Raw genomic sequence first — 26,506 nt, 5'->3', positions numbered from 1 at the left:
TCCGCATCCACGCTTTGCACACCGATGGGATACGCCTGTCCAGTGTGTGACGACCCGCAAGCCGACGACGTGCACTTGGCGAACCACCTCGCGTTTACGGCGATGACCGGCGGTGACGACCACGAAGCGTGGCTCGACGAGCGCGTCCCTGAGTGGGGCCAGCTCGGCGAGGACGAACTCTCCACCGAGGTCGTCGAGTACGCCGAGGAGACGGAGTTTCCACAGGTGTTCGAGGACACGGTTGACCGCAGCGACGATGAGCATAGCCACGACCACGCGCACGGACACGGCCACGGTGACCTCCCGCAGGGTGCGGACCGCCACCGGGGATCGAACGCGCTCAGCGACCACGACAGCGAGGTGCTGGCCGAGGCTCGGGATCTGACGCGGGAGATGTTGCGCGACAGCGACGACGAAACCGATTCGGACGCCGGTGACAGTAACACGTCGGAGTCAGACGCTGGCGACGACACCGGTGCGAACGGAGACGAAACCGAATAGTCCCGCCGGCGGCAAGGGGCCGTATGGACACTGAGGGGCAGTTCGCGCCGGCATCGGCAGCCGAAGCCCGCGAGCGCTACGACGCCTTCGGGCCGACGGCGCAGGTCGTTGTCAAGGAAGTCGCGAAGGCGATGGGTCTCGACCCGGAGACCTACGAAGAGCGAGTCACCAGCGAGGTGGTCGAAACCGCCCGCGACGTGCTGTTCGCGGAATCGCTGGCAGTTCAGGTCGGTTCGATGACGGAGTTTGAGGAGTGGCGCGAAGACACGGACTGCGAGGTGTCGCTGGTCGGCGCGGAGAACGTCGACAACGTCGTCTGGCACGCTGCCCCGTTCGCGGAGCAGGCCGTCGCGGCGACGTTTCAGGACGAACGCCGGGCCGCTGTCGGGACGCTCCGTCGCCAGGCCTTCGGCCGCATCTACCGCGAGGTCGTCTGATGCGTCCGGTCACACGGAACACCTTGCTCGGCATCATCGCCGTCGTCGTGCTGTTGCTGGCGCTGGGTGCGCTACCGGGCCTTCTCAAGAGCGGGGACCCCTACTACACTGTCGCCACGCAAGCCGACGGGGACTACAGCGTCGACAACGGCACGGCAATCAACTGGAGCAGCCAGTCTGAGCGGCGCTTCCCGTACACAAGCGCGGCGCTGGCCGACGCATCCCCGTCGGCGGCCGGACAGTCCGAGCCGTACTGGCGCGGGCCGCTCGGATTCAAAGGTGCGTTCACCCACTCGCCCTTCGACGAGCGAGACGCGCTCAGCCAGCAGTACGATGGGGCTGTGACCGACGACGGCGTCGTCGTCCGGCACAACGGCACGTTTTACCACGTCGCGGTCCGACAAGACGTATGACCCGCGAACCGGCCCACGAGTGGCCCATCGTCGAGAGCAAACTCGAGTACGAAACCGGCTGGTACACCGGCGGCTACGACCGGGTTCGCCAGCCCGACGGCTCCGAAAAGGACTACTACTGGGCTGAACTGCCCGATGCGGCCGTCGTGGTCGCCACGACCGGCGACGAACTCGTCATGGTCGACCAGTACCGCCCGACCATCCGCGAGCAGTGCCTCGAACTCCCGGCCGGTATCGTCGAAGACGACGAGTCCTACACGGCCGCCGGGGCGCGCGAACTCCGCGAAGAAACCGGCTTCGAGGCTGCCGGCGTCTCACTTATCGAGGAGTTCTCGTGTTCGACCGGCGTGCTCCGGCACCGCCGTGGCATCGTCTTCGCTGAGGGACTCGAACCGGTCGACCGAGAACTGGACGACAACGAGTTCCTCTCGGTGACGACTGTGCCCATCGACGAAGCGCTGCAGGTCGCCCGACGCGAACCGGCCAACGACGCGACCATCGAAGGCATCCTGCTGGCACAGGCTGACGGTTTGCTGTAGCCGGTGAAGGTTTAGGTATCGCCCGCTAGCAGCTGGGTATGGACGGCGAAATCGACACCGACGAGCTACGGTCGAAACTCGACGAGGAGGCGGTCCGGGTGGTCGATATCCGCTCGCCCGGCGCGTTCGAGCGGGGTCACATTCCCGGGAGCGAGAACGTCCCGTTCCCGTCGCTCGTCGACGAAGTCGAACGGTTCGAAGGCGACGAGGAGGTCGTGACAGTGTGTCCGAAGGGCAAATCCAGCGTGCAGGCCGCCCGGCTCATCGCGTCGTACGAAGGGTTTGAGGGCGACGTGGTAAGTTTTGAACCCGGACTGAACGGCTGGGACGGGCCGCTGGAGCATGCAAACGCTGATGAGGAGGCGACGGCAGACACTGCGGCTGCTGACGGAGACACCGACGAAGGCCCTGCTGCACCGTTTTAGCCGCTGTTCGGAGTGAAATGGTGGCTCAGGAATAGTCCATCGTCACAAGGGGCTCAGCGGGGGTAACATCTCGTCATCGCCACCAGTCTCCGGTAAACTGCCGCCATTAAAAAGCTCGTCCATTACCGAGTTCTGGCTGGGACTAATGAGACAATCACGATCAGCAGATAAAGGTTGAATATCTGATGGTACGTGGGATTTGACATCATCCTTTGAATATCTATACGTCACCTAGCCACCGACCACGCAACTTATTTTATACCTCGTTGCATATAATCGGACAGTGACCGAGCTAACGAAACATCGAACCACTGTCTGTATCGATGTGGGTACTGAGACTGACGTGTTCCGCCTCAGTGCGGCCGACGAGATACTTGCGCTTCTGGTGGATGCCCACGAGACGGAATTCTCGATTCCCGAGCTTGTCGATGCGACGGGTGCGGCCCGTTCGACTGTTTGGCGGGCCGTCGACCTACTTGACGGCCTCGGCGTCGTCCGCGTCCGCGAGACGCCACAACGCAACTACGTCTCCATTGATCCCGAGCGCTTACAGAAGGACGACCCGATACTGGCTATCGAGCAGACCGAGTTCCACGACCCGATTCGAGCGTTCGTCGATCGTATTGGGGATGCCCTCGACGAAAGCGACGATATCGACGAGATCGTCGGCGTCGTCGTCTTCGGCAGTGTCGCCCGTGGCGAGGCTGACAGACGGAGCGACATCGACCTGTTCGTCATCGTCGATGGCGACCGAACCAGCGCGCGTCGTCTCGTGACCGGCGTGGTTAGTGACCTTTCCGAGGAACGTTTCGACGGCGACCGATTCGCGTTCGAACCGTACGTCGAGTCCATCGACAGCGCCAACCGCGCCGGGTCGAAGCTCCGGGAAATATTCAACGAGGGTATCACTGTGGTCGGAAGCGAGCGGCTCCAATCGATTCGCAAGGCGGTGTTTGCAGATGAGTAGCACGCGTATCGAACAATTTCTCGATGATGCACAGGCCGCGTTCGATCGCCGCCCGACCGACATTGAAGCGGGGCTTGACGTATCCGACGCCGCGCTGCTCCAACTTCGGAAAGCGTGTCGGCTGCTCGCCGGTGCGGAGGCACTACAGGAACAGGGCTACTACACGCTCGTCATAGAAGCATCGTTCGTGGCGATGGAGCGGACTGTCGAGTTCCGACTTCTCGAACGGGGAACGATGGAACCGACCGATCTACCGGGAACGCATCCAGGTGTGTACCGGGAGGCGGCGTCGGTCGGTATCTTCTCTGAATCGATTGCGAACGACCTCGCAGACCTGTGGCGAGACCACCGTGCGAAGACGTACTATCAGGACGGACTCGCGGCAGCCGAACGTGCAGACACTATGTACGCGCTTGCGAAGGAAGTGCACACGTTCGTCGTGGGCCGGTCGTCACAAGGTCACAAGTGTATCTGTGAATAGTACGGCCGTTGGCTATCGGCGTATCTATTAATATAAACTGGGTGTCAGCGGGGGTAACATCTCGCCATCGCCACCAGTATCTGGTACCCCCTCATCGCTGAAAAGTTCGTCTATTGCTTGGCTGTCTTTGAGTATATATAGACGAGATCTCCATTGAAGTTGATCGCGAAGCCCGACTGTGGCTGAGAGACACAAATAATTCCAAAAACTCACACCTTCATTCGCTACTGGCAGTCGTGTTTAAGTAGCAGCATTGTGACAGCTGGGGAACGTTTGCAACCATGTTTCGGTCGTGTTTAGTTAAGCGTGAAAAGTGAGGCGGGAGAATTTCTTGCTGGTCTATGGCAGAAATCGCCCGCCTCAACGGTCATAGAGAGTGGATTGATTTGGATTTTGTGGAGCGCGAGCGGACACCCGAGCCAGCGATGGCGTTGGGTATTCAATCGCATGTTGCGGGGCTGTCACTGTCGAATACTGTCGAATTACTCGATTGTCTGGGTGTCCAACGCAGTCGAAAAGCCATCCATGACTGGGTTCAGAAAGCCGATCTACAGCCAGAATCCGGCAAATCACCGAATCAGATTGCGCTCGACGAAACAGTGATTCGGATCAACGACGAGCAGTTCTGGCTGTACGCCGCCGCCGATCCGCAGTCTAACGAATTGCTTCACGTCCGGCTGTTTCCGACAACTACGACCACTCTCACGGAAATTTTCCTGCGAGAACTTCGGCACAAACACGATGTCGAAACTGCCGTCTTTCTCGTCGATGGCGCTCAACACCACCAAACTGCACTGCAACGAACTGGACTCCGATTTCAAATGTGTCGCCACGGAAATCGGAACGCCGTCGAACGGATTTTTCGAGAGCTGAAACGTCGAACCTCGTCGTTTTCGAACTGCTTCAGCCACGTCAAGCCGGAAACAGCCGAAAATTGGCTCCGGAGTTTCGCTTGCTGGCACAATGCTCCAAACTAAACACTACCCATGTTTCAGCTGTCATTGATTCGGCGGGATCGAAACAGTTCGAGAACCGTACTTTTCAGTTCTTGCCGTTTAGACGACAGGTTCGACATTGTTCTGATTTCCGTAAAGTCCGTATGAATATGGAACGCTGTCGCTGCAAGACTGTTTTGAGCCAGCCTGCACCAACAACGAAAACACGGTGTCGTCGATGTCGTGTTTTCGGCGGTGCTCTCTAAGCAGAACTTCATCGAAGCGGGCGTATGTAGAGTAAGGAACGGGGCTAAGGAGATTTGTTTCTCTCAGGATCGATAATAGCGTACAGCCAGTACTGGAAATGGTTAATGCGCATCACGCTCCTGTCCAACGCAACCCACCACTATGCGACTGTAAATCGACGTTCTACACGCAACCGTAAGCGGTACTTCAAACTCACTTGGTCCCTACATATAACAAATCTATATTGTATCTTAAACTGAGAATTCTCGATCATATATCTGAATACCGATTTCCATTGTATACTCAAATAGCTGTTTACACTCCACAAAATCAAACGCAGTTCAGATACACTGAGGCGGATGATTTCCGGTACGACCATCGAAATATTTCGGGTCTCATCTTTCAGTTTTACTCGGACGCCGTCACGTATAGCCTTATAAATTCACACTCTAACAAGTCAGAAATTACGAATAGCGAGCGAGTGAGATTGCATGTATCGGCTCCAGTTGATAACTTCGGCAGTCGCGGATATTTGATTCCGGAATCGCTCCCATCTCAGTTCTATCGACACACATACACTCCTCAATTTACGGATTTTTTGGTGAATATAGAAATCCGTAGATAAGTATAAATTAATTGTATATTCTGAATTCGGACTCTCGAAATATGAAACGGGGAGGAAGTATTTTATCCCCCGATTAATAAATCTGGAATTAGATGTTACAGAATCGACGACGGGTGTCGGGTGTGTGCTGGGTCGTGGCAGGCTTGCCGATACTGGCGTCGTTCATCCAGGCAGCTATCGCTCTGGGAGGTGCATCAGGAGGCGGCCTGCCAGTCATTGGTGGGTTGAAGCGGCTGTTTCAGTCCGTAGCTGTCTTCGATGCTGCCGGAACTGTGTTCCGGGCTAGTTCGACCGTCGTGTTAGTGCTGTTCCTGCTGGTCACTGTGGCGTGGCTGGCTCAAGGTGCAGGACTGTTCGTACTGCGGCACAGAGTGTTCACCTTGGGTGCGACCGGCTTTGTCACACTGTTTCTGGTTCTGTTCGAACTCGTCTATCTCCCGATACTGTCTGCGGGTGTGCCGGCTGGTCAGGTTGCTGGATTCCTGTTGGTGCCGATTATCGCGTCCGGAGCGAGCTGGGCAGCTGCGCTGGTGTACCAGTGGGACATCACGCTGGACGAGGAGACTGGCGAGGAACTTTCGGACGCACGCACGGACGCACAGGAAGCACTTCAGAAATTTGACGACCGCGTCGAGATCATTGCGAGCGAAACGACTCGACAGTCGCTCCAGTCGTTTGCTCCCGAGGCTGTCGAAAGGTTTGAGCGTGGGGTTACGTCGTTTCGGGATGACTGTCAGTCCGTCATCGACCGTGCAGATGAACTGACGGACAGTTCGATGGCGAGTCGGGAACGCAACGAGGTGGCTTCCCAAATCCGTGCCGATGCGGCCGGACTGGCACCGGACGATCGTGCGGATAGGCTACAGAAAGAACTGGAGCAGGGCGTTACAGATCAAATACGGGGCACGTTCGGTGACCTCCATTACGTCTCTCGATATGACACCGCGTACGAGATTCGGAACCTGCGGGCGTATCACGAAGTTGACCTCCCGACCATCGGTGGGCCGGCGATCCAGCTGGGCGGGACCAGACACGAACTTGACGATCGGCTGGTCGAAGCGATCAATGATGAGGGCCTCAACTCCGTCACGACTGCCATCGAACGTGTCGAATCACACCTCGCGGAAATGGAGACAATGCTTGAGGAACATGAGTCGGCGGTGGCGACAGCACTCGACGAGGCCGATTCGGCGCTGACGGTCACGCAAGATCACCTCGACACGCTCGATGGCGCAGCCAGAGACCGTCTGACCGAGTTCCTACTGGAAGGACGAACGCCCGATGCAACGCTTGCGGTCCCGAACAAGCCCACGGTGACTGATCACGCAGCCGACGCCAAGGCGGCCCTGCACGAGGGGCGGTTCGACGCTGCCCGGCGGGCCGCCGAGCAGGCCCGAACTGAGGCGCAGTCGGTGCAGGCTATTGCCGAATTTTTCGCCGAGAGCGTCGTCGCGACCATGGACTACGGATCGGGCTCGATACCGATTCCGGAGGCGGTCGGGGTAGATCTGGCGGCCCAGCTTCGCGTGCCGTTTGAACGGACATACGACGTGGAGTATGCAGTTGCCGGGACGACGCTTGATATCGCCAGCGACGGGGAGACGACTGAGGGGAATCGCGACCGCACACCCCGGGGCTCGGACCTGGTGACGAACGGTGCCGACCCCGACGATGTGTTGTACGTACTCCGAGAACTACAGTCGGCCGCGGCAGCGAGCAGCACCAACGACACTGTCGAACTACAGACGGAGAACCTCCCAGAAAAGTTCGTCGACGGGGGGATTCTGACCGAAATACAAACGTTCGCTGAGCGTCAGAGCGATGTCGTCAGTGTTACTGTCCCCGAGGATCCGCCACCGGGGTTTCTCTCCGTCAAGGTGACTGATGGAGTCAGCCCGAAACGGGTGATGGATGCCCTCCAGGACCAGTACTCGAACGACCGATGACTGACCGAGACGAAAACCAGCGCGGAGTCAACAACCAATGAGCAACAAGTGCAAGATCTGTCTGCGAGACACCGAAGAGCCGACTATCGAGGAGCATATCGCGGCCAACCACGCGGAGACACCGCAGTCAGTCAGTGAGGTGTATCCCGACCGGTACGACGATATCTTCGACGAACACGGGGAGGTGAAACCGCATTTCCAACCTGACGACCCCGAGCCAAGCAATAGCGACGAGCCGGGGCCGGACAGTCCAGCGGGTGATCCTGACCCTGACAGTGGCATCAGCCCCGGGACGGCACCGCGGACCGACACTGGTTCCGACAGTGTAAATGAGTCACCGGACAGCGGGCTCGGAAGCGGGGATGATACGGGCGTTAGTGGGCCACTGAGCGGTTCGACCGGCAACAAATGGATGATGGTCGGTGTCGGTGGCGCCGGCAACCACATCATCGACGCAGTGTTGATGCGGCGAGACACGCTCCGGGACAACAACAGTAGTCTTGCGGACGTGTGGGAGGGTGGACTGGCGAACTACGGGAGCATCAACACGAACCTCACGGAACTCGGTGAGACGTACTACGCCAAGGAGGACCGTGGCTTCTCCCGGGAAGCGCTCGTTACGAACGGGATGATAGGGTACAGACAACACAATTACTCCGGGGCCGGCCGAGACTGGAAGTACGGCCGTCAGCTGATGAAGCAGGACTTCGATGGGGAAAAGAACGCCATTCGGGACCGGCTTGATCTCAACGTCAACGACATTGAGGCCTCACAGGCGGTGATGCTCATCAACAGTGTCACCAAGGGAACCGGCTGCGGGGCGACCCCAGTGCTGGCCGACAACATTCGGTCGCTCATCACTGAGGGGACGGGAAGCGTGGACAGTATGGCCTTCTCGAAGCCACTTATCAGCTCCGTCGTACTCCCGTCGAACACGGAGTTCGGGGACAGCGAAATGATACGGGGCGTCGTCGGGATGGCGTACCTCTCGAAGGCCGTCGACGGTATCATCCCGTTCGATAACAGTATGCTCGACCAGCCGCCGGCTGACCTAGCGGTTGACATTGACGAGGGAATGCTTGAACGGTACAATCCGCCGATGTACACGGATATCAACCGGTTGCTGGTGACGTTCCTCGAAGCGTTCACAATGTCCTCGACGCCACAGTCGGCAGACACTGCCGGGACGGCCCGTATCAACGGCGAAGTGTTCGACGTGCCGGACAGCTTCCGGCCGGTCCAGCGGAAGTACAGCTATGACGAGGATCGCGCGTACAAACCCGCCGTCATCATGGCCCCGGTCATCGGGAAGACGAGCGCCTCGACGTTCGACCGCTCTCGGCTGGACACGCTGGCCCGCTCGACGCTCCTGCAGGGGCAGCTCGTCGAGTTCGATCCCAAAACCGCGTGGGGCGGGACGTTCATGCTATACGGTCCCGAAGAGAAGATGTCGGAACTCGCGCCCCTGCTGGGTAACAATGAACTCACAGACATTCTCAGCGGCGAGGACTTCCTTGAGCGCGACAGCTTCGAGGGACCCGGCTCTATCGACGTGTACGTCAATCAGCTCGTGGTCCCACATGTCGATGACGTTTACCTCTGGGGGCTACTGTGGAACCCACACCTTCCGACGCTGGAGCGAATGTACGATCACGCCCGTGAACTGGTCGAGCACGGCGAGAGTCAGGAGGCGGCCGAACTCCGCGAGATCTGGGACGTCATCGAGCCGCTGTTTGACTCGCTCGGCCGCGAGAACATGGGGTGACAACTAATGGTCACCGTAGCCCTGACCGCAGCTATCGCTGTGGGAACACTGGTCATTGGTGCCGGCCTTGGGTTCGGGTTGGGTCGGTGGACCAGTGGGGACGATGGTGGAGAGAGCGGCGACACAGTAACATCGGACCTCAAGCGGCCGGCGGAGCGCCTCGGCCGACCGCCCCAGCCGGATGCCGTAACGGACGGTGTCGAGACGCTGGCGAACGCGATAGATTCGGTCGTCGATGCGACCGATCTCGGCGAACGGGCACCCATCCGGCCGGACGACGACCCAATCACGCGGGCGGAGGAGGTTCAACAGGCGGCCGAGCGTGGCGAACTCGTCGAGCGACCGCCGGAACCGACAGAGAGCCCTGAAACCACAGTCGACAGCCCCCCGGAACCGACTTCAGAACCGGAGCCGGTCGTACCCGATGCACTGTCCGGTGCGGTAGCCGCTGTGCGGGCCCAGACGACCGCAGAAACCACAGCGGGACGACGCCTCCTGCAGTATCTGGAAACAGCCGATGACGTCCCCGAACGGAAACTGACGGAGACGTTGCACACGGTCGTGACGACACTGAATCGTCACGATGCGATCAAATCGACGCTGGAGGGGGTCACTCCTCACATCGACCCCCAGGAACTCGCCAGAACGCTGGACCGACAGCGCGACGCCGGTGTATCCGGAGACGCGTTCGGGATTATCGCCGAGCAACTCACGACCGCTGTCTCCGAACGGGAGCAGTATGAATCCGCTCTGAAGGAGCTAACGCAGGATGCAGAGCGGGTGTGTGCCACGGCAAACGAGCAGACGGTGGTCACGTTCGACAGCGCGTCCGAGACGCCGGCCTGGCTGTCGTCGCTGGCCGACCAGCTCGACAACGGGAACGTGTCCTTCACCGACCGCGAGAGCGATCTCGGGAGTATTGCTGGTCGGCTGGACCTGAACCCACAGAGTACCCTCGGAAACGATCTCCTCGACCTCCTGCGGAGCCCGTCGGTTTCACAGCAGGAGTGTGAGGGGACACTGGCGTCAGCCGTCGAAACAATCGACAGAGCGGAGACGACGGGCCATCGGCTTGACGGTATTGACGCCGATGACGTAGCCCGGCTGGCCAACCGGCTGGTCGACGAGTTCCGGGAGACTGACTCGGACGTTGGCTCACTCCTTCAGGAACGGGCGGTGGAACTCGCGGACATGGTCTCACAGGCCGGTGAGTCGGACCTCGTTACTGTGTACGCAGCCCGGCAGGAACTCCGATTCTACGACCACCGCCTGTTAGCACAGCTTCAAGCAGGGAGCGACAGTGGCAGCGGGGAACCGGACGTGAAAGCGTTGCGAGATGCGGTTGAGGACCGGCGGTCGACGATGCGGACACAGTATCCATCGAACTATCCACAGCACGACCACAGTATTCCGATTCATTTCCTCGAACTCGTCAGCGAACTACAGGAAGACGCTGATGAGGCTGTTGCGGGTGGGAATCCGGAGCGAGCCGCCGGGTATCTTGAAGCCGCCGACAAGACACTGGACTGGACCGGTGAGCTGTACGAACGCCACGCTTACAGCGTATTGCTCGAACAGCTTCGGGGCTGAAACGACTCGATTCCCTTCGAATGAGATAAGTCTACTATTCATTTACATAAACTTCGATATTGTTCACAAATGTCTTCTTTCACCTACTCGACACAAGCAGAAACACATTTATAATACTGGATACTCGAATACATATCTAATGCCATACTTTTTTGTGGGAGCTGGACAGGCAGGCAGCTCCATTGTGGACGAGATATTCGCCCACAAAAACATGGGGCAGATAGCGACCCCGCTCGTGTTCAATTCAACAATACGGGACTTACAAAAATTACAGAATATCAGCCGCGACAACTGGTACGGTGTTGCCGAGGGGCCTGGATTGGTGCCCGGAACAACGGACGGATTCGAGGAGCAGGTCACCGGTGGATTCGGCCGCAACCCTGTCCGTGCCGACGAGGTGATGGCTGATAACCGGGATATCCTCGATGGTACGCTCCGGGACGAGCTGTCGGAGCGGACCGAGGAGGGAGACGGCGAAACGACCACTGCCGAGGCGAACATCCCGTTTGCGTTCGTGTTCTGCGGCCTCGGTGGCGGGACAGGCTGTGGAATTACACCCCACATTATCGAGGCCATCGACGACTACACAGATGGGGCCTGCAAGACGATTGCCGTCTGTGTGCTCCCGAACACGCAGGGTCCTGTCGGCCAAACCGATGACGAGACGGCCTCGCCAAGCCGACAGGCTTGGAACGCGCGGTACGGCCTGAACCGTATTGAGGACGAGGCCGACGGTATAATCCTCGTCGACAATCAGCGGCTTTCCTACCACGAGGCCGCCGAAGGCCAGTTCACGGACCTGAACGAGTACGTCGCGGCGTCGATGGTCGACTTGGTCTCCGGGACCGTCCTGGAGCGGATAGACCGTAGCGAGTACGATGTCGACCTGCCGATTATCGACATTCAGGATATCGTCACGAGCCTTTCGTTCGGTCTTGGCGGTGAGCAGAGCGAGACAGGCTATGCGTCGATGGGACGTTCAGTTCAGATGACACAGTCTCTGTCAGGGTATCTATTGCCCCTCGTCGGCGGGAAAACTGTCGATGCTTCCGCACTGGCGCACCTTTCGGACCTCAAACAGACTGTCGAAAACGTCGATACACAGGAGGCCCGGAAAGCAATTGGGCTGCTGCGGGCGCCATCAAAGTACGTCGCAGGAACTGCGTATCAGGTTGACACCTCGAAACTCCGATCTTTCCTTACCACTCGATGTGACGAGGTGAATCTGGGCGTGACGCTTACGAAGCGGAATTTAGTCTCGTTTACCACGCTGTTTACCTATCGCCGGGAAGACCTTGACAGACTCGCTGAACTCGAATCGCTCGCCGCCGAGTACGAACAGGAATCCGAGGCCGTCGTCTCATGAAACGGGCTTGGCTTGGCGGCAGCACGCTCGTGGCTCTGGCCCTGCTCGTCGGGTCGAGCTCCGGCCAGGCGGCCAGCGAAATCGCTGCGGCACAGAGACGGACTGCGGACGTCGCAACGACAGTACAGCTCAGCCAGCAGCCGTTTTTACACGCCGGAACCGGCGTCCTGCTCGGCCTCGGCCTCGGTATCGTACTCGGAAGCGTGTCGATGTTTGCGTACTGGAACACCAAGCTATCATGAGAGCGCGAACGGTCATCATTGCAGTCGTGCTTGCCGCGGTGCTGTGTTCAGGGTCGGTAGCGGCAGATCGAACGGCGGACATACAACAGGCGTGTAACGGGATCTCCGGGGCGCCGGTCGTGTTCGTTGCCGGTCACAGTCAGGGCTACACTGACAGTGTCACGCTGTATCCCGGGACGAACGTCTCCGTCGCCTACTGCGAAGACGGCAGTCCCGTCCGTCCCGAACAGGGCGGCAGCGAAATCTGGGGGATTACCGATCAGGCCGGTTTAGATAACGTGCAGCGTGACGGGATGACATATAGCGCGACAATCCCGACTGAGGGGACACGTGTCGTACTAGGCCCGGAGAGCCTCTCGGGGAAGCCCCAGTCAGCGGAGCTTACTGTCACCCTCCAAATGGGACCGACAGTCGAGTCGCGGCTGACGAACCAGACGCTGACGTTCCACTCTACACAGGCCGCCACGTACGAGACCAACCAAACCGAGTACATCGAAGCGACAAACGACACCAGAACGGCCGCAAACGAGCTAAACGATACAGCTGCACGTCTTAACCCCAGTGAACCGGGCGCATTCCTGGACCAGGTGGAGTCGGCAAACACGACTCTCGAAGAGATGAACGCATCGCAGTCGACTGCGGACGCCCGGGCGCGCATGCTCCGGGCACAATTATACGCACAGCTTCGGGCAGAGATGCGCCCGAGTGCCGCCCACGCGACGGAACTCGAAACCCTCCACGAGAGCCAACAGCGGACAGACACGCAGACTGAAGCCGCACTCGAACAGTATCGGATGGCGCTGCATAGCGTCCAGCAAGCGGCACGACAGACGATTCTCATCAACATGGCAGCGGGCATACTGGCTGGCCTCGTCATCGGGGCCATCGGCGGGGGGTACAGACTCAGGCAGTTCGGGAAGAAGACACAGGACTTCCGTGATTTCAGCGGGAGCGATTTCGACCGGTCGCTGTTGACGGTGCCGGTGGCTATCGGCCTTGCTTTCCTCGTCGGTGGCGTGGCCCTGCTCGTCGTGAGCGGCCTGGGAGGTGCTCTCCTGTGAAATCTTCCGGCAAGACGATGGCTGGGATATTCGGCTTGGTACTACTCGGCGGCCTCCTCAGCGCGGGTGTGTTCGTCCTCTTCGGGTCGCAGCTCGCGGTGTATGCCGCCGCCGCTATCGCACCGATGCTAGTCGTGGTCGGCGGCCTTTGGGTTCGCCGGCGAATTGCTTCGACCGGGACAGATCAGACGCAGTACACGCGCCGGCGCGCACGTGAGGTCGGCGAATCCTTTACTGATGTCTGGGAAAAGCGCGAGCGGATCCGACGGGAGTACCCCGACGTGTTCGGCGATGGCCTTGGCCTGGGCGTGGACGCAGTCATCGCGGACCTCGGCACAGCGGGTATCGACTTCGACCGCGAAAACGGCGCGTTCACCTTGAACGGCGTCGACACACTGGAGGACATCAACTCACTTGCGACTCGCATCGAAGCCTTCGACGAGGACCTCGACAAGGCGTTTGGAGAGCGAGTCCGGCAGCGTATTCAGGCTATCAACGGGGAACTGGAGCGGATAGACGACCTCGTGCCGGCTTCGCGAGGCCCGACGCCAGCGGACGTTCCTGACGACGACTGGACGGCCGCCGGGGCACAGCTCGATGACGCACGTGAGGTTGCTACAGAACAGGTCGACTCGGCAGCCGAAACGATACAGAACACCGTCGGCTCAACGGATGACGTGGACCGTGAGACGGTCGAGGAACAGCTGGCAGAGGCCCGGGCCGCGGCAGCGGCAGACCGGTTTGGGGACGCCGTGATGGCACTGCTTGACACGCGTGATATCGTCCGCAGAGAGGGCGAAAGCGCGTTCAGTACCGTCCGAGCCTCTCTCCGTTCGCTGCTCGACACCATCGAGGCCAGCGACGCGGACGAGTACCTTACCGACACGGACACGGATGTGGGTGACATCCAGCGGGCTGTCGCCGATCTCGACGACGCGATGGAGCTGTCCGCACTGACCGAACACCGCGAAGCGACCCGCGATGTCGCGCTCGTTATTGTCGAAGAACTGGCTGACGACCTTGATGCAGTGGTCGCGAAACTCGACCGAGCTGATATCCCGGACGGCTACTACACCGTTCCGGATGCCCACGACCGGCGGTTCACCACGGACCTACGGGAGACATCGGATCTCCAGAATTTCGAGGATCTCTGGGTCGAAGCGGTCGACGAACTCACTGCGGCACTGGACGCCCTGCAACCGAAAGCCGATGTCGTGAGCGGCTACGACCACGTTCGGGACGTCATCGACACGGAGTTGCAAGCCACCGGCTACGTCGGCGCTGACGATCTCCCGGTCAGACAGCACGAGGAGCAGTTCCTCGGGCTGTACTACCGGGAAAACCCCGAGACGGTCTCGTTTGATATCGACGAACCGAGCCTCTCAATCGACGGCGAGGCCGAGACCTACACGGTCGATGTCACTGCTAAATTCGAGCGCGGTGGTCCGGACCGAGATATCAACATCACGCTCGAAAGCGACAGGCACACCGCAACCGACACCGTGACGACGCCGCTCGTCGGTACGACCACGTTCACCGACGTTCCCTTCGGCGAGTACACGATAAAAGCCATCCCCAGCGACGATGACTTCGGGCCGGCCGAGACGACCGCAGAGGTCGACACTGACTCCGAAGTCTCGCTTGATCTGCCTGAAGTGACACTTCAGGACCGCGTCTGTGACGGCGTGCAGGAGGAGTCCGAGCAGTATCTGGATGATCTCGAAGAGACCTTCGACGACCGGTTCGATGAGGAAGGATATCTCAGCACTGGGATGTCCTACCGTGTCGACGAGAGCTACATCCCCTGTTTGCTGGTCCTGTGGGCTGACCGAGCGGACCACGGCACGACCCAACTCGACGACGGGACCGTTCTCGTCTACGACGGGGAAACACTCGTCGGCGAACTCGAGAACGTCGTGGCGTACAACCTCGAGGACGGCGAGTCGATCGCGTTCGACGAACTTCGGGAGCGGTTCCTCTCCGCACCGGTTCCGGACGCGGCATTGGCTGATATCGCAACCGCAGAACTCGACGACGCAACTGTTGCCGACGATCATCTCACGAAATCATAGCAATGGCACAATCAGACACGTACACCCGCTGGGCCGTTCTCGCATCCGGTGAGGGCGGCGGCCGTATCGCTTCGACGCTGTTCAGTCGCACCGAAAATCCCGGTATCGACGACCGAGTGCTGGTGATGAACACCAACCGGACTGATATCGCAAACACTATCGAGCGACTGGAGCGCAACACTATCGACATACAGGACATACGGGCCGACCACACCCTGGAGTTCGGCCCGCTCGACGGTGTGGGAAACTACTTTCCGGGCGGCGAGCAGTGTGCCGAAATCGACCAGGACCGTATCAACGAACAGATAGTGGAAAGCGGTATCGGTAACTCCGACGCGTTCCTCTACATGATGACTCTCGGTGGTGGGACCGGGAACGGCTCCGTGCCGTACATCATCAAGTCGCTCAAGGACGACCCGCCAAACTCGGCGATGGAGAACATCGTCCACGTCGCACTGGCAGCGTGGCCGTACGACTTCGAGGGGGGCCAGCGGCATTTCAACGCCGTCTGTGGCCTCTCGCGGCTGCTTCGGTGGTACGATGGGACACAGAACGCCGACATGGTTATCCTAGCCTCGAACACCCACGTCTCAAACGATGAGGACCTCAACGGCCCTGATGAAGACCGGTATGAATCCGTGAACCGCAACGTCATCGAAGCAGTCGATATGATGATTGGGGCCGGCCGCCAGACACACAGCGTCGTCGACGTTTCAGACCTCATAACCTGGCCGTCGCGCCTCGATGCCTACCACTTCACGCCCGGCATCGCGATGGATCAGCCCTCGGTGTTCGAACTGGACTTACTGTTCGATAAGGCCGCAGACAACGTGTTCGTCCCGATGGACCCGAGCACGTCCAAGGTGGTGTACGCCGTGGTCCGGGCCCCGGAACATCTCATCGAAGCCGGCGAATACACTGAAGCGGATCTGGAGATGGCACTCCAGCAGTGGCTCGACAACAACGGCATGGACGAGGTGGTCCACCAGATGCCGACGCTGACGCCATCTTCGCGGCAGGGCGACAGTGTCGACGTATTGCTGCTGTTCGGTGGGTTCGATCTCGACCCGCTGCTTGATGCGTCCCGGCCGAAGTTCGACCGAATCATGGACGAGGCTACCGAACACGGCCTCGCAACGGACATCGACACGCCGACGGCGGAGTTCACCGCCGAGCAGTTCCGGACGATTCAGCAGAACCTCGATGAGTACCTTTCGGACAATCGGAGGTGACACACATGGCGATGGCACACCGAGGAAAAACTGGGCGCGTGGTCGTCTGCTGGCTCGTCGTTGCGATAGCTGTTCTCGGGGCCGTCGCTGGCAGCGCCGCGGCCGACCAACACGTCACGGTGACTCGGGATGGAGATTCGGTGACGGTGACCGTCTCCACGGGCGGATTTAACGAGAACGGGATCCAGACCACCAATGTCTCGCTAGGAGACACGCAGGTCGCGAGCTACGACCTGAACTTTTCGAAACAGGAGACAAGCACTCCACCGATACCGGTCTCTGCGTTCCGGAACGTACCCGGAGACCACAGGGAAGCGACGGTGAACGTGACGGTCAACGGGACCACCGTCGGGAAGACGGTAGACCTTCGATACGTTGAAAGAAGCGATAAGGGCGGTGTGGACGGCCGTAACATCACGCTTCCGGTCAACGGAACGTCGGTCGTCGGGATTCCCGAGGGGACGGCTGTACCGGTTGCAATCAAGTACAATTCCGGAAACACGACTGTTGACGGGACGTACAAAGACGGCGAAATTCGCGTCCGAATGGACCGGTTCGAGGGCAACGTCTCGCTGTACGAGACCATCACGTTCGTTGTCCTCCCGGACACTGACCCGGTGGTCTCATACGATGTGAACCCGCAGGCCGAAGCGCCGGCGTACGTCATGCCATCGACAGGCGAGGCTACTGTGAGCCATCCACTCGTCAACAACGGTGAAACGTACGAGGTGTGGGCCAAGACGGAGCGGCCTGGAGGCACGTTCAGCCGAACGGTCACTGCTGGCGGGCCGACGGGGACTGGCGGGACGCTGCCGATACCCGCGCAACTGCTGTACGCCGAGAAGTTACATCTCCGCATTGATAACGGCGACCGTGAGGTGTACAACAAGAGTGGGTCGCCCGAATCGGTCCTGGAACTCGCATCCGCACAGGCGACTGTCGAGTGGAACACGACCAAGCAGAACGTCACCCTCCCAGAGGCTCCCACAGCCCCCTCGTCGGTCTGGATACAGATCAACGAAAGCGGGCCTGTAACGCGATACGACGCGTCGGTCGTGTCGACGGAGGGTGGGACCGCAACGCTGGAGATCCCGAAGCCAGTCCGTGAGAACGGCGACAATTTCACCGTTGCACTGCTCGGACAGGCCGAGGACAATTATCGCGTGGTTTCGGTAACTGCAACGGGTAGTAGCGGCGAGCAAGACGACGGTGGTGCCGGTGTCGATAAGGAGACGACTATGGAACCAATAAACGTACTCAAGGACAATCTCGGCCTCTTACTCGCCGGTGTTCTCGGGACGGGGGCGTTCGGTATAGCTTACGGGCTTTCACAGCGCAAGACCAATTTGAATCATCTGACGTTCGGCGTACTGGTCGGGACGGTCGTCGCCTGGCTCCCGTTCGGCTGGTGGAGCGCTTCGGGCGACCCCGTTGCACTCGGTGTATTCATCGCAACGACAGTTGCGGTTGCCGCCTTCATCCTTGGTATATGGCAGCTTATCACCAAACTGACCGACATGACGATGATGCGTGCGTTGGACACCAGTCTCCTCGTAGTCTGTCTCGGCCTCGTTGGGGTACTGGCACTGCTATACCTCCAGTACCTGCCGGTGTCCTTCCAGCGCGAGATCAGCACTGGACTGGGCTACGGATACGTCGGGACGGGCGCCGTACTCGGGGTTGGCGCGTATAGAACGAACACGGACGCCGCACAGACGCCAACGACCTACCGGACGACGATACGGGTTCACGATTCAGCGGGGACGCCGATTCGGGAACCCATGACAGTCACAGTCAACGAACAGATGGGAACCAAGACGCGTACTGTCGACATCAGTGACGGAAGCGCAACCATCGAACTGGAGGAGGGGCGATGGGAAGCGAAAGCAAAATTCGCCGGTCAGTCGGCTTCCGACAACACACATATCCAGACCAACGATGGCAGACTCGATATCGCATTTGACCGACCTACCGCGTCGGTGACGGTACTTGATCAGGACACTGGCGAACCGATACCGGATATCGACGTGACTGTCTCAATAGACGGGGAACAGCGGTCCGGCCGGACAAGCGAGAACGGCCAGTGGACCGAACCACTACCGGTATCGGCGTCAGCGTTCGAGATGCAGGTCGACCACGAACAGTACGAGTCAGCATCGTGGTCGACGACCGATACCGCCAGAGGTGTCAGTAAAACGTTGAAGCTCCGGCCGCTGGTCGGCAGCGTCCACGCTACGGTTACACTGGATGGGAGAGGCGTTCCCGAGATCCCGGTGACCGTCGAGAGCCAGCGCACGGCGGACTCGGAGACGAAGGCCACGACGGAGGACGGGTCGGTCACGCTGTCGGACCTCCCGGTCGGACGCTACTCGATCAAGCCGTCGCTGGAAGAGTTCCCGTCCCAGTTCAGCGCCGAGCAGGCGTCGGTGACCGTTCGGGATGGCGAGACAGCGCGGACGAAGACCGCCGTCGAGTTCGACTACCGGCTCACGTCGGCGGCAACCGACCGGGTCCGGTCGCTCCGCAGCCGCGCCGACGACATCGGGACCGTGAGCCGCCGTGACGGGGCGATTCCGGCGTACTACGCCAGCGTCGTCGAATCCATCGCCGATACGGCGGCCGAAGTTCCGAACAGTGGCTATCCACTGCTAGTCGCGGGTGTCTCTCCAGACGAGGTCGTCGACGCGGTACTCGACGCCGGCGAGGTCGCAGCGGAGACAATCAGCGACGTGATGACCTCGAAACGAAACGTCGACCTGTTCTCGGCGTGTTCCGATCTTCAGTCCGTCTCGGCGACGTGGCAGGGCCAACTGAGTGTCTCTCGGGTGACGGAGCTGGCGACGCAGGATATCGGGCAACAGCGGGGCGAGATTCTGGACCAGCTTGAGACAGTGGACGAGCGTATCTCGGCCTCGGTCAGCGACATGGCGGAGGTAAGCCCGGCACGGGAGATGTGGGAGGCGGTCCGGACAATGGTCCGGGACAACACGGGCGCGACACAGGTCCAGTCGGCGGCGCTCATCGCGGTTGCGGAGGCGCTACTGGATGCGATTGATGGCCTGTTCGACGACGACGACCTTCGAAGGCGGATGGAACGGACGGTGTACTAACAATGAAAAGCTACTACGTCATTCTGGTTGTCGTCCTCGGGATGGTCACGGTGCCGGCTGCGACCAGTGCGAGCCCGGCCACGTCGACCCCGGTGGCCACTGACCAGCCGACCGCGTTCGCACAGACCAACGAAACAGCGCCGGACTCTGCGTCGGCGTACCTGACGGCGTTCCGAGACCTGAACGGGACGGCCGCGTACACGAGCTACAGCGAGTTCGAGATCATCCGGTCCCAGGCAGTCCTTGCGGTCCAGATCGGGAACTTCACCGAGACGAAAGCCGAGCGGATGGCACTCGTGCTCGACCTGCTGCAGACCTTCGACAGGGCCTATAGCCATCAGCAGGCCGGCGAGTACGGAGCCGCAATCGACGCGGCAAACGAAACAAACGCGGTCAGCAGTCAGCTACGGACCGTCGAGGGTGGCGAGCAATACGCTGTCCTCTCGGCAGTCGCTCTAGAGCGGTTCTACGACCGTACCGGTCGGTCACTCCAGTCTGCCGCCGAATCAGAATCGGTGACCCCAGACCGTATCACGACGCTGCGCCGGGCCGCACTAGCCTACCAGCGAGCGGGAGCGACCGACCGCTACTCACAGGTACTGCTCCGCGTGGAGAGCACCGAGCAAACATATCAGGCAGATATCTCAGAAATGAACACCTCAGCAGCGAGTGCATCGGCGTTCGTCGATAGCTGTACCGACTGTGACAGCGTCACAGGTGCGCTGATAACGTACGGCTTCAGCGTGTTCCCGAAGTACCGGGACGCACAGTCGGCGGCAGTCGAAGCGGAAACCGCCGTCTTTCTGGCGGAGAAACACGGGCTTTCGTCGCGGGCCAGCGCACTGACAACGGTCCAGTCAAGTATCGGGAGCGTCCGGACCACACTGGCGCTCGCGAGTGCCGTTCTCATCGTCGGCTACACTGCAGTCCTCGGACTCGTGTGTTCGCTTATCGCTTGGCGGCTGACAGTCTGGAAGCGGGACTTAGAGGCCGCAGCACACGGCGACTCCGTGCTCGTGGGGGCGATGATCCGTGGATAACTCGACCCGCGTAGCGACGGTTGCGTTCGTAGTGCTGTGTCTCGTCACTAGTGTCGGTCTGGCGGCAGCCTCCAACACGGGCACGCTCGAACTGGAAGCCGCAGAGAGCGGTGACAGCGATACGACGACGCTCAGTTACTCTTTCACGGCCCAGGGGAACGGGACTGCTACTGTCAGCCCGACCAGCGATAGTCAAAGCGCTGGGGACGTGACCTTCACGCTCCAGAGCAGCGAGTCGTTCACAGTCGAAGCCGGTCAGAGTTACACCGTCGAGTACGAGGTGACCGCTCAGGACGGAGCTAGAGAGGGTACCTACGACCTGTTCTCGTCGGTGAGCGGCCCCAGCGGGAGCTACTCGGAAACACTATCAGTGGATGTCGAAGTGCTGGAGCCACAGTTCGATTCGGTCGACTCACAGGACGGCGAGGTGTCGTTCACGACAGACAGCACCGCGTCGACGACTATTGATGTCGATGTGGATAACAGAGGCGACGGCGTCATGACCGGCGTCTCGGCGTCGACAAACGGTGTCCCGTCGGGGATGGACGTTGATGTCTCGACGCCATCGGAAATCGGTGCCGGTGACACTGAAACCGTTGAAGTCGACGTGTCGGCCGAGGAATCCCTTTCAGAGGGGGCACATTCGTTTACTGTGACTGTTGAGGATTCCTTGGGCAACACCGAATCGTTCACCGTTACCATCGATGTCATCAAAGCGCCCGTACTGACCGCAGATGATAGGGACATCGATCTTGGAGACGTTCTCATCGGTGAGTCTGTCTCGGGCGATTTCATTCTGGAGGAAAGCGGTGGGTACGAGGATGTTAACGGCGTGCAGGTAGTCTTCGACAACCAGCATCCCGACGGGGAAATAACGCTATCGGGCGTCGACGGCTACATTGAAGCAAATGGTGAGCGGGTCGGGACAGTGACGATATCACCAGAATCGAGCGCACAGCAACACACGGATCTCTCTTGGGACGCGACACTCCGACCCGACGATCCGGATGGGACCGGCACCACCATCTTGTTCACCGCTCGCGTCATCTATCCTCCCTACTACGAGTCGGTCTCCGCGCCGGACCGCACCATCGCGTTCGACGAGCCACGCGCCCAGCAGAGCGAATTCTCGAACACGGTACCGGTTACAATAGAGAACGGCGGCGACCGGCCGATGGATATCTCGTCAGTGACCCCGACAATTACAGGGAGCGAAATGACGGCGACAGTCGTCGATGCGCCCGACACCATCCCCGGACAGAGTTCCAGAACCGTCGAGGTGCGGGTGACCGCTGACGCCGATTCGGATCCGGGCGACCGGCGGATGAACGTGGCTGTCGACGCTCAAGAGGCCGGACAGGAGCGCACGTCCGCAACAATCTCTGTCGAACACGAGACAGAAATCGACGTGGAGACGACGGACATAGCCTACGGGCGCGTTGTCGCGACCCGAACCGCTACCCGGAACATCGCTATCAGCGAACGATTGGGGTACAACGACATCGAGAACTTCGACATACGTCTGGTGTCTGGGCCCCAAGAAGGCTGGCTCACGCTCGCGGAACGGCCCGACTCACTGGCCGCCGGTGAGACTTCGCCACTGGTTACCTCACTCACCTTCGACACGCGTGCGCAGTTTTTCACCCAGTACACGTGGGAGTATCGCATCACCGGCGATAATATCGAAACACAAACCATCACCGTCACGGCTACGCCGCGACCTGTCGATTTCACGGCGACGGTCGATGACTTGCGGGCGGCCGAAAGTAACGGCGATAACCGTCATCGGACTGTCGCCAGTGAGACGGCAAGCGCGATGGAGGAACTGACGACAGAAATACGAGAGGACAGCTCCCAACAGGCCAGGAACGACGTCACGACCGTCAGCGCGGCCGGTCGAAGCACCGCATTGTTCCTCCGGTACACGATCGACGCTCGGCAACAGATGGATGCCGGAAACCACACTGCGGCACAGCGGTCGCTGACGCGAGCGGCAGCGACGTACAACACGCTTGCGTCTGCGTCCGGCCGCGTGCAGACACCGGCCGCACGCACGCGACTGGACCGCGCTGCCGGTACCGCCGAAGAGATTCTCACAGAACTCCTCGATGAGCAACGTGGCCACTACGAGCAGCGACTGGCGTCGAACGACACGACGATGCTCGAGCGGGCGCAGACCACTCGCCAACTCGCACAGCTTGCAGCCCTCGCTGGCGACGATTCAGAGGCAGAACGGCTGGAAGCGGAGTCTCAATCGGCGTTCAGTAACTACTCCACGCTCGTCAGTGACGGGAACGCGAACCTGCAGTCAGCCCGCCAGGACCAGGCGAATCTCACCGCCGGGACGCTACTGACTGTCGGCGGTCGGCCGGTGTACTGGATAGGGAACCTGGATGGTGTCGAGCGACAACAGTCGGCTGTCGTTGAGTCGTACACGCAGGCTGAACAACAGTTCGAGTCCGCTGGAGCGTCCAGCCGCGCACAGACGGCTCAGTCCGAGCGGATGGCCTTCTCTCAGCGGATGGAGCAGGGCCGACTGCTGTCGTTTGGACTGGCCGGGTTCGTTGTGGTCGCGTTCATAACTGGACTCGGTCTTGAAGCCCGAGCGATCTACCGGTACGTGCAGGACTCGACGGAAGCAGTCAGAGGCGATTTCCTGTTGGCGAACGACACGGCGTAACCAGGTGAGAAACACTCTCTCCGGACTCCGTCTCACCGTTCTCGGTCACGGTCCACTCGTCCACGATATCAGTGTCAGCCAGTTCAGCGTCGGCAGCAGCGACGGGCCCGGTAACATTGAACGTCCGCTCGATATCCTCGTCAGCGACGACGCCCGTCACCGTCACGGTAAACGTCGCTTCACCCTGTGTGGCTGGCTCGATGTCGACGACGTGCCGCTGCGCATTCCCGGCCTCTACGTGACCGATGTCGCGCTCGCCGGTCGCAAGTGGTGTGACCATCCCGCCGTCAGCCTCGACGGTCAGGTCTGACACCGTGGTCCCAGCTGTCAGTGTACACTCGATAGTCGTGTTGCGGCCGACGACCGGGTGTGACTGTGGTACGGCAGAGAGACTGAACAAGCTGTCCTGTTCTGTGTCTGACCCGACCGCCGCGAGGGTCCAGACCCCCACCGTCTCTTCGTCCAATCCCTGGTACTGGACGCCAGCCGAAAACGGGGTATCCGGCACATCCAAGTCGGCAGTGCGTTCGAAAGAGACGGTTTCGCCGGGCGCGAGATCCGGGCTGTCGGAGAGTCGCCATACTCGGTCGGGTCCTGTCTCCGGATCGATGCCGAGTGCGTTGACCCGACGGGGGGTGTCACTAGTGTTCGTGCACCTGAACGCCAGTTTTGTCTCGGAGGGGCCGCCGCTGGCAGTTACACGGAGCAGAAACCGTGACTGATCCACGCTCACTGTCCGGGTTGTGAAGCGGAGCGATTCTCCGCTGTGGGCGACTGTGCCGCCCTTGATGTCGAACGGTCCGGTCTCGAATACGGCGTGGTCACGCTCGATTTCGAGGCGTTGGTCGGGTTCGAGGCGGTCGACGTGGAACTGCTGGCCGGCCAGTTCGAGTGTGATGTCCGTTGCCGGGCGCGTCCCAGTGTTCGTCACCGCAACCGTCTCCGTGAATTTGTGGCCCTTCGGGACCGACTCTGGCACGGCTCTGTTAGTCTGGAGCTCGGGACGGGCCGTCTGGTCGCTGGAACGCTCGCCTCTCGTGTCGGCGGACTCCGCCCCTGTCTGTGATGTTGTCGACCGGTCAGTGACTGGGTCCGACGCCTCCTGAGCGAACTGGGCGGTAGCCGGTGATGCGTGGTCAGAGCGAGTGTCCGAATCGTCCCCGGGTCTGTCAGGGTGCTTCCACGTGTCCCTGGGCAGTGTCTCCTGCTCGGACACGCCGTGGCCCTTGAGCGACGCGGTAACGTCGAGACCGCCCGCGGTGAACGACTCGGTCAGTGGGACGGCAAGGCGGAGTTCTGTATCGCCGGGGAGTTCGACCGGCCGAGTGAGCGATAGCCGGTCCCCGGCTTCCACAGTCAGGCTCCCGACGAGCGTCGCCTCGAACGGTGTGGCGACAGTCACGTCCAGGAAGGGGCTCGAGTGGTCGCCTCCAGCGGAGATATCGAGTGTCGGTGAACCGGTGGGGTGGTCGATAGGTACCGGCATCGTCTCGGTCCGGTCACCGACAGTCACGGACAGCGAGCAGGTCGGCTCGGCGTCGGTCGACGGCAGCGCTGTCACGGACCTACTGTCACCGGCGGGGACGGTAATTGTCTCGTCCTCCGTGGCTATCTCAACTGGCGATGTATCGTCGTTTGTCACTGAGATAGTTGTCTCGATGCCGTCCGGTGTGACACGCTGGTCAGTCGGGACAGCTTCTATGGCGGCTGTCGGGTCAACGTCCCGGTCAGCTTCCACCGTATCCGTCGTGACTGTTGTCCCGTCGGCGTTGAGCGTCACTGTCGCTGGTGTCCCCTCGGTTACGTCTCGGACACGAACACCGACCTCCATGGTGTCCCCGGGGGCGAGCGAAACAGTTGTCTGTTGCCCGCTCACCTGAATCGGGCTGTCAGCCGGCGTCGACGCAGTTACCGGAACGTCGACGTGGTCGGTCCCCGCGTTAGTGACCCGGTAGCGGACTGGCTCCCCTGCACTGACCGTCTCGGTCAGCAGTGTGGCTTCGAGACTGGCGGCTGGCGGTCTTCCGCGGCGAAACACCGTCTGTGTGCCACCCCCGGCAGTGACGACGAACGAGCCGTCAGTCGCTGCGACGACTCTGTCACCGCCCGGCAGCGAAAGGGGTTCGACGGTACCGTGACTATCGACGTAGTTGAGGCCCTCGTCGTCGACCGTCAGAACGCCGTCGTCAAGCGGTGACAGGTCATGGGCGTCCGTCGACTGTGTCCACGTCTGGGAAGCCTCAGGGAGCGACAGTCGGGTCAGCCGGCCGTCTTTCAGTTTCACCACGACAGCGTCGCTGAGGACAGCTACCTGAGCGATGGCTCCATCGAGGTTTCGGTCGAACAGCACGTCGCCGGTGTCATCGAGCGCCGTTAGAAACGACCAGGCGGCGACAGCCACGCGTCCGTGTCCGCCGGTCACTGCCGCGATATCCGAGACGTCAGCGTGGGGCCGCTCGCTGTCGTATAGTTCGGTTCCGGTTTCGGTGTCCAGTCCGACAACACGACCGTCATCGGTGACACAGGCTAGGAGGCCACCGGTTCCAACGACCGCAATCGCCGTCGCCGTCTCGACGGTCGTCGTCCACAGTTCGATACCGCTTGTCGTCTGTGCAGTCACTGTTCCGTCGGCGAGCGTAAACACATAACCGTCAGCCGCCACAGATTCGACTGGCCCGCCGACGGAGAGCGTCCGCGTCCCGTCTTCACCGACAACGTTGATGCGGCCTGCGGGTGTCGCCAGTACCACCGCCGACGTATCGGCGGCAAACATGGTGTCGCTCCCGAGCGAGAACTCCGTGACCGTCGTGTATGTTCGGTCCCCCCATGACAT

Annotated in this window: 20 protein-coding genes; 19 read left to right on the top strand and 1 reads right to left on the bottom strand. The window is 60.5% G+C overall.

The window, feature by feature from the left end; translation table 11 throughout:
• Window positions 1–24 precede the first annotated feature (24 nt).
• The 19 genes from ACYJ11_RS04190 to ACYJ11_RS04100 all read left to right on the top strand — a co-directional run bounded on the left by ACYJ11_RS04190 (window position 25) and on the right by ACYJ11_RS04100 (window position 23,673).
• Entirely contained in the window at window positions 25–501 is a 477-nt protein-coding gene (locus ACYJ11_RS04190; RefSeq protein WP_170096980.1) for a DUF5810 domain-containing protein, read from the top strand.
• Between the two features lie 23 nt (window positions 502–524).
• Window positions 525–938, top strand: a complete 414-nt coding sequence (locus tag ACYJ11_RS04185) for a DUF5809 family protein (protein ID WP_005537419.1) — start codon at window positions 525–527, stop codon at window positions 936–938.
• Complete coding sequence (locus ACYJ11_RS04180; protein ID WP_461646841.1) at window positions 938–1,351, top strand: hypothetical protein; 414 nt, start codon at window positions 938–940, stop codon at window positions 1,349–1,351. Before ACYJ11_RS04185 ends, ACYJ11_RS04180 begins: the two co-directional genes overlap by 1 nt.
• Window positions 1,348–1,890 carry an NUDIX hydrolase gene (locus ACYJ11_RS04175; protein ID WP_461646840.1) on the top strand — a complete coding sequence of 181 codons (543 nt, stop codon included), beginning with the start codon at window positions 1,348–1,350 and terminating at the stop codon, window positions 1,888–1,890. Before ACYJ11_RS04180 ends, ACYJ11_RS04175 begins: the two co-directional genes overlap by 4 nt.
• A gap of 38 nt (window positions 1,891–1,928) precedes the next feature.
• Window positions 1,929–2,315 (top strand): rhodanese-like domain-containing protein, encoded by a 387-nt coding sequence (locus tag ACYJ11_RS04170; RefSeq protein ID WP_461646839.1) that lies wholly within the window; start codon window positions 1,929–1,931, stop codon window positions 2,313–2,315.
• Window positions 2,316–2,598: 283 nt separating this feature from the next.
• Window positions 2,599–3,282 (top strand): nucleotidyltransferase domain-containing protein, encoded by a 684-nt coding sequence (locus ACYJ11_RS04165; RefSeq protein WP_461646838.1) that lies wholly within the window; start codon window positions 2,599–2,601, stop codon window positions 3,280–3,282.
• Entirely contained in the window at window positions 3,275–3,763 is a 489-nt protein-coding gene (locus ACYJ11_RS04160; protein ID WP_461646837.1) for a hypothetical protein, read from the top strand. The genes ACYJ11_RS04165 and ACYJ11_RS04160 overlap by 8 nt, the downstream gene beginning before the upstream one ends.
• A 341-nt stretch (window positions 3,764–4,104) precedes the next feature.
• Window positions 4,105–4,740: an IS6 family transposase gene (locus ACYJ11_RS04155; protein ID WP_461646836.1), complete on the top strand. Its 636-nt coding sequence runs from the start codon at window positions 4,105–4,107 to the stop codon at window positions 4,738–4,740.
• Window positions 4,741–5,661: 921 nt separating this feature from the next.
• Window positions 5,662–7,515, top strand: coding sequence for a hypothetical protein (locus ACYJ11_RS04150; RefSeq protein WP_461646835.1), 1,854 nt, complete (start codon window positions 5,662–5,664; stop codon window positions 7,513–7,515).
• 37 nt (window positions 7,516–7,552) lie between these two features.
• Window positions 7,553–9,280, top strand: coding sequence for a cell division protein FtsZ (locus ACYJ11_RS04145; protein ID WP_461646834.1), 1,728 nt, complete (start codon window positions 7,553–7,555; stop codon window positions 9,278–9,280).
• A gap of 6 nt (window positions 9,281–9,286) precedes the next feature.
• Entirely contained in the window at window positions 9,287–10,870 is a 1,584-nt protein-coding gene (locus ACYJ11_RS04140; protein ID WP_461646833.1) for a hypothetical protein, read from the top strand.
• A 184-nt stretch (window positions 10,871–11,054) separates the two neighbouring features.
• Window positions 11,055–12,236 carry an FtsZ/tubulin family protein gene (locus tag ACYJ11_RS04135; protein ID WP_461646832.1) on the top strand — a complete coding sequence of 394 codons (1,182 nt, stop codon included), beginning with the start codon at window positions 11,055–11,057 and terminating at the stop codon, window positions 12,234–12,236.
• On the top strand, window positions 12,233–12,478 hold the full coding sequence (locus ACYJ11_RS04130) for a hypothetical protein (protein ID WP_127014171.1): 246 nt from the start codon (window positions 12,233–12,235) through the stop codon (window positions 12,476–12,478). Before ACYJ11_RS04135 ends, ACYJ11_RS04130 begins: the two co-directional genes overlap by 4 nt.
• Entirely contained in the window at window positions 12,475–13,539 is a 1,065-nt protein-coding gene (locus ACYJ11_RS04125; RefSeq protein WP_461646831.1) for a hypothetical protein, read from the top strand. The genes ACYJ11_RS04130 and ACYJ11_RS04125 overlap by 4 nt, the downstream gene beginning before the upstream one ends.
• A complete protein-coding gene (locus ACYJ11_RS04120) occupies window positions 13,536–15,611 on the top strand; it encodes a hypothetical protein (RefSeq protein ID WP_461646830.1) in 2,076 nt (691 codons plus the stop codon). The genes ACYJ11_RS04125 and ACYJ11_RS04120 overlap by 4 nt, the downstream gene beginning before the upstream one ends.
• Before the next feature lie 2 nt (window positions 15,612–15,613).
• Window positions 15,614–16,843, top strand: coding sequence for an FtsZ/tubulin family protein (locus ACYJ11_RS04115; RefSeq protein WP_461646829.1), 1,230 nt, complete (start codon window positions 15,614–15,616; stop codon window positions 16,841–16,843).
• A gap of 11 nt (window positions 16,844–16,854) precedes the next feature.
• Window positions 16,855–19,953, top strand: coding sequence for a hypothetical protein (locus ACYJ11_RS04110; protein WP_461646828.1), 3,099 nt, complete (start codon window positions 16,855–16,857; stop codon window positions 19,951–19,953).
• Between the two features lie 2 nt (window positions 19,954–19,955).
• Window positions 19,956–20,993: a hypothetical protein gene (locus ACYJ11_RS04105; protein ID WP_461646827.1), complete on the top strand. Its 1,038-nt coding sequence runs from the start codon at window positions 19,956–19,958 to the stop codon at window positions 20,991–20,993.
• Complete coding sequence (locus ACYJ11_RS04100) at window positions 20,986–23,673, top strand: hypothetical protein (protein ID WP_461646826.1); 2,688 nt, start codon at window positions 20,986–20,988, stop codon at window positions 23,671–23,673. The genes ACYJ11_RS04105 and ACYJ11_RS04100 overlap by 8 nt, the downstream gene beginning before the upstream one ends.
• Here the strand turns inward: ACYJ11_RS04100 and ACYJ11_RS04095 are convergent.
• Entirely contained in the window at window positions 23,636–26,506 is a 2,871-nt protein-coding gene (locus tag ACYJ11_RS04095) for an outer membrane protein assembly factor BamB family protein (protein WP_461646825.1), read from the bottom strand. The genes ACYJ11_RS04100 and ACYJ11_RS04095 overlap by 38 nt on opposite strands.

Source organism: Haloarcula sp. H-GB5, assembly GCF_054850705.1.
Note: the sequence above shows the minus strand (reverse complement) of the source record. Positions and strands in the feature narration are given on the sequence as shown.

Coding starts and splice junctions, on each gene's coding strand:
- ACYJ11_RS04150 (WP_461646835.1), top strand. CDS start 5,662: ATGTTACAGAATCGACGACGGGTGTCGGGTGTGTGCTGGGTCGTGGCA.
- ACYJ11_RS04145 (WP_461646834.1), top strand. CDS start 7,553: ATGAGCAACAAGTGCAAGATCTGTCTGCGAGACACCGAAGAGCCGACT.
- ACYJ11_RS04095 (WP_461646825.1), bottom strand. CDS start 26,506: ATGTCATGGGGGGACCGAACATACACGACGGTCACGGAGTTCTCGCTC.
- ACYJ11_RS04105 (WP_461646827.1), top strand. CDS start 19,956: ATGAAAAGCTACTACGTCATTCTGGTTGTCGTCCTCGGGATGGTCACG.
- ACYJ11_RS04175 (WP_461646840.1), top strand. CDS start 1,348: ATGACCCGCGAACCGGCCCACGAGTGGCCCATCGTCGAGAGCAAACTC.
- ACYJ11_RS04180 (WP_461646841.1), top strand. CDS start 938: ATGCGTCCGGTCACACGGAACACCTTGCTCGGCATCATCGCCGTCGTC.
- ACYJ11_RS04125 (WP_461646831.1), top strand. CDS start 12,475: ATGAGAGCGCGAACGGTCATCATTGCAGTCGTGCTTGCCGCGGTGCTG.
- ACYJ11_RS04170 (WP_461646839.1), top strand. CDS start 1,929: ATGGACGGCGAAATCGACACCGACGAGCTACGGTCGAAACTCGACGAG.
- ACYJ11_RS04155 (WP_461646836.1), top strand. CDS start 4,105: ATGGCAGAAATCGCCCGCCTCAACGGTCATAGAGAGTGGATTGATTTG.
- ACYJ11_RS04110 (WP_461646828.1), top strand. CDS start 16,855: ATGGCACACCGAGGAAAAACTGGGCGCGTGGTCGTCTGCTGGCTCGTC.
- ACYJ11_RS04140 (WP_461646833.1), top strand. CDS start 9,287: ATGGTCACCGTAGCCCTGACCGCAGCTATCGCTGTGGGAACACTGGTC.
- ACYJ11_RS04160 (WP_461646837.1), top strand. CDS start 3,275: ATGAGTAGCACGCGTATCGAACAATTTCTCGATGATGCACAGGCCGCG.
- ACYJ11_RS04190 (WP_170096980.1), top strand. CDS start 25: ATGGGATACGCCTGTCCAGTGTGTGACGACCCGCAAGCCGACGACGTG.
- ACYJ11_RS04115 (WP_461646829.1), top strand. CDS start 15,614: ATGGCACAATCAGACACGTACACCCGCTGGGCCGTTCTCGCATCCGGT.
- ACYJ11_RS04185 (WP_005537419.1), top strand. CDS start 525: ATGGACACTGAGGGGCAGTTCGCGCCGGCATCGGCAGCCGAAGCCCGC.
- ACYJ11_RS04130 (WP_127014171.1), top strand. CDS start 12,233: ATGAAACGGGCTTGGCTTGGCGGCAGCACGCTCGTGGCTCTGGCCCTG.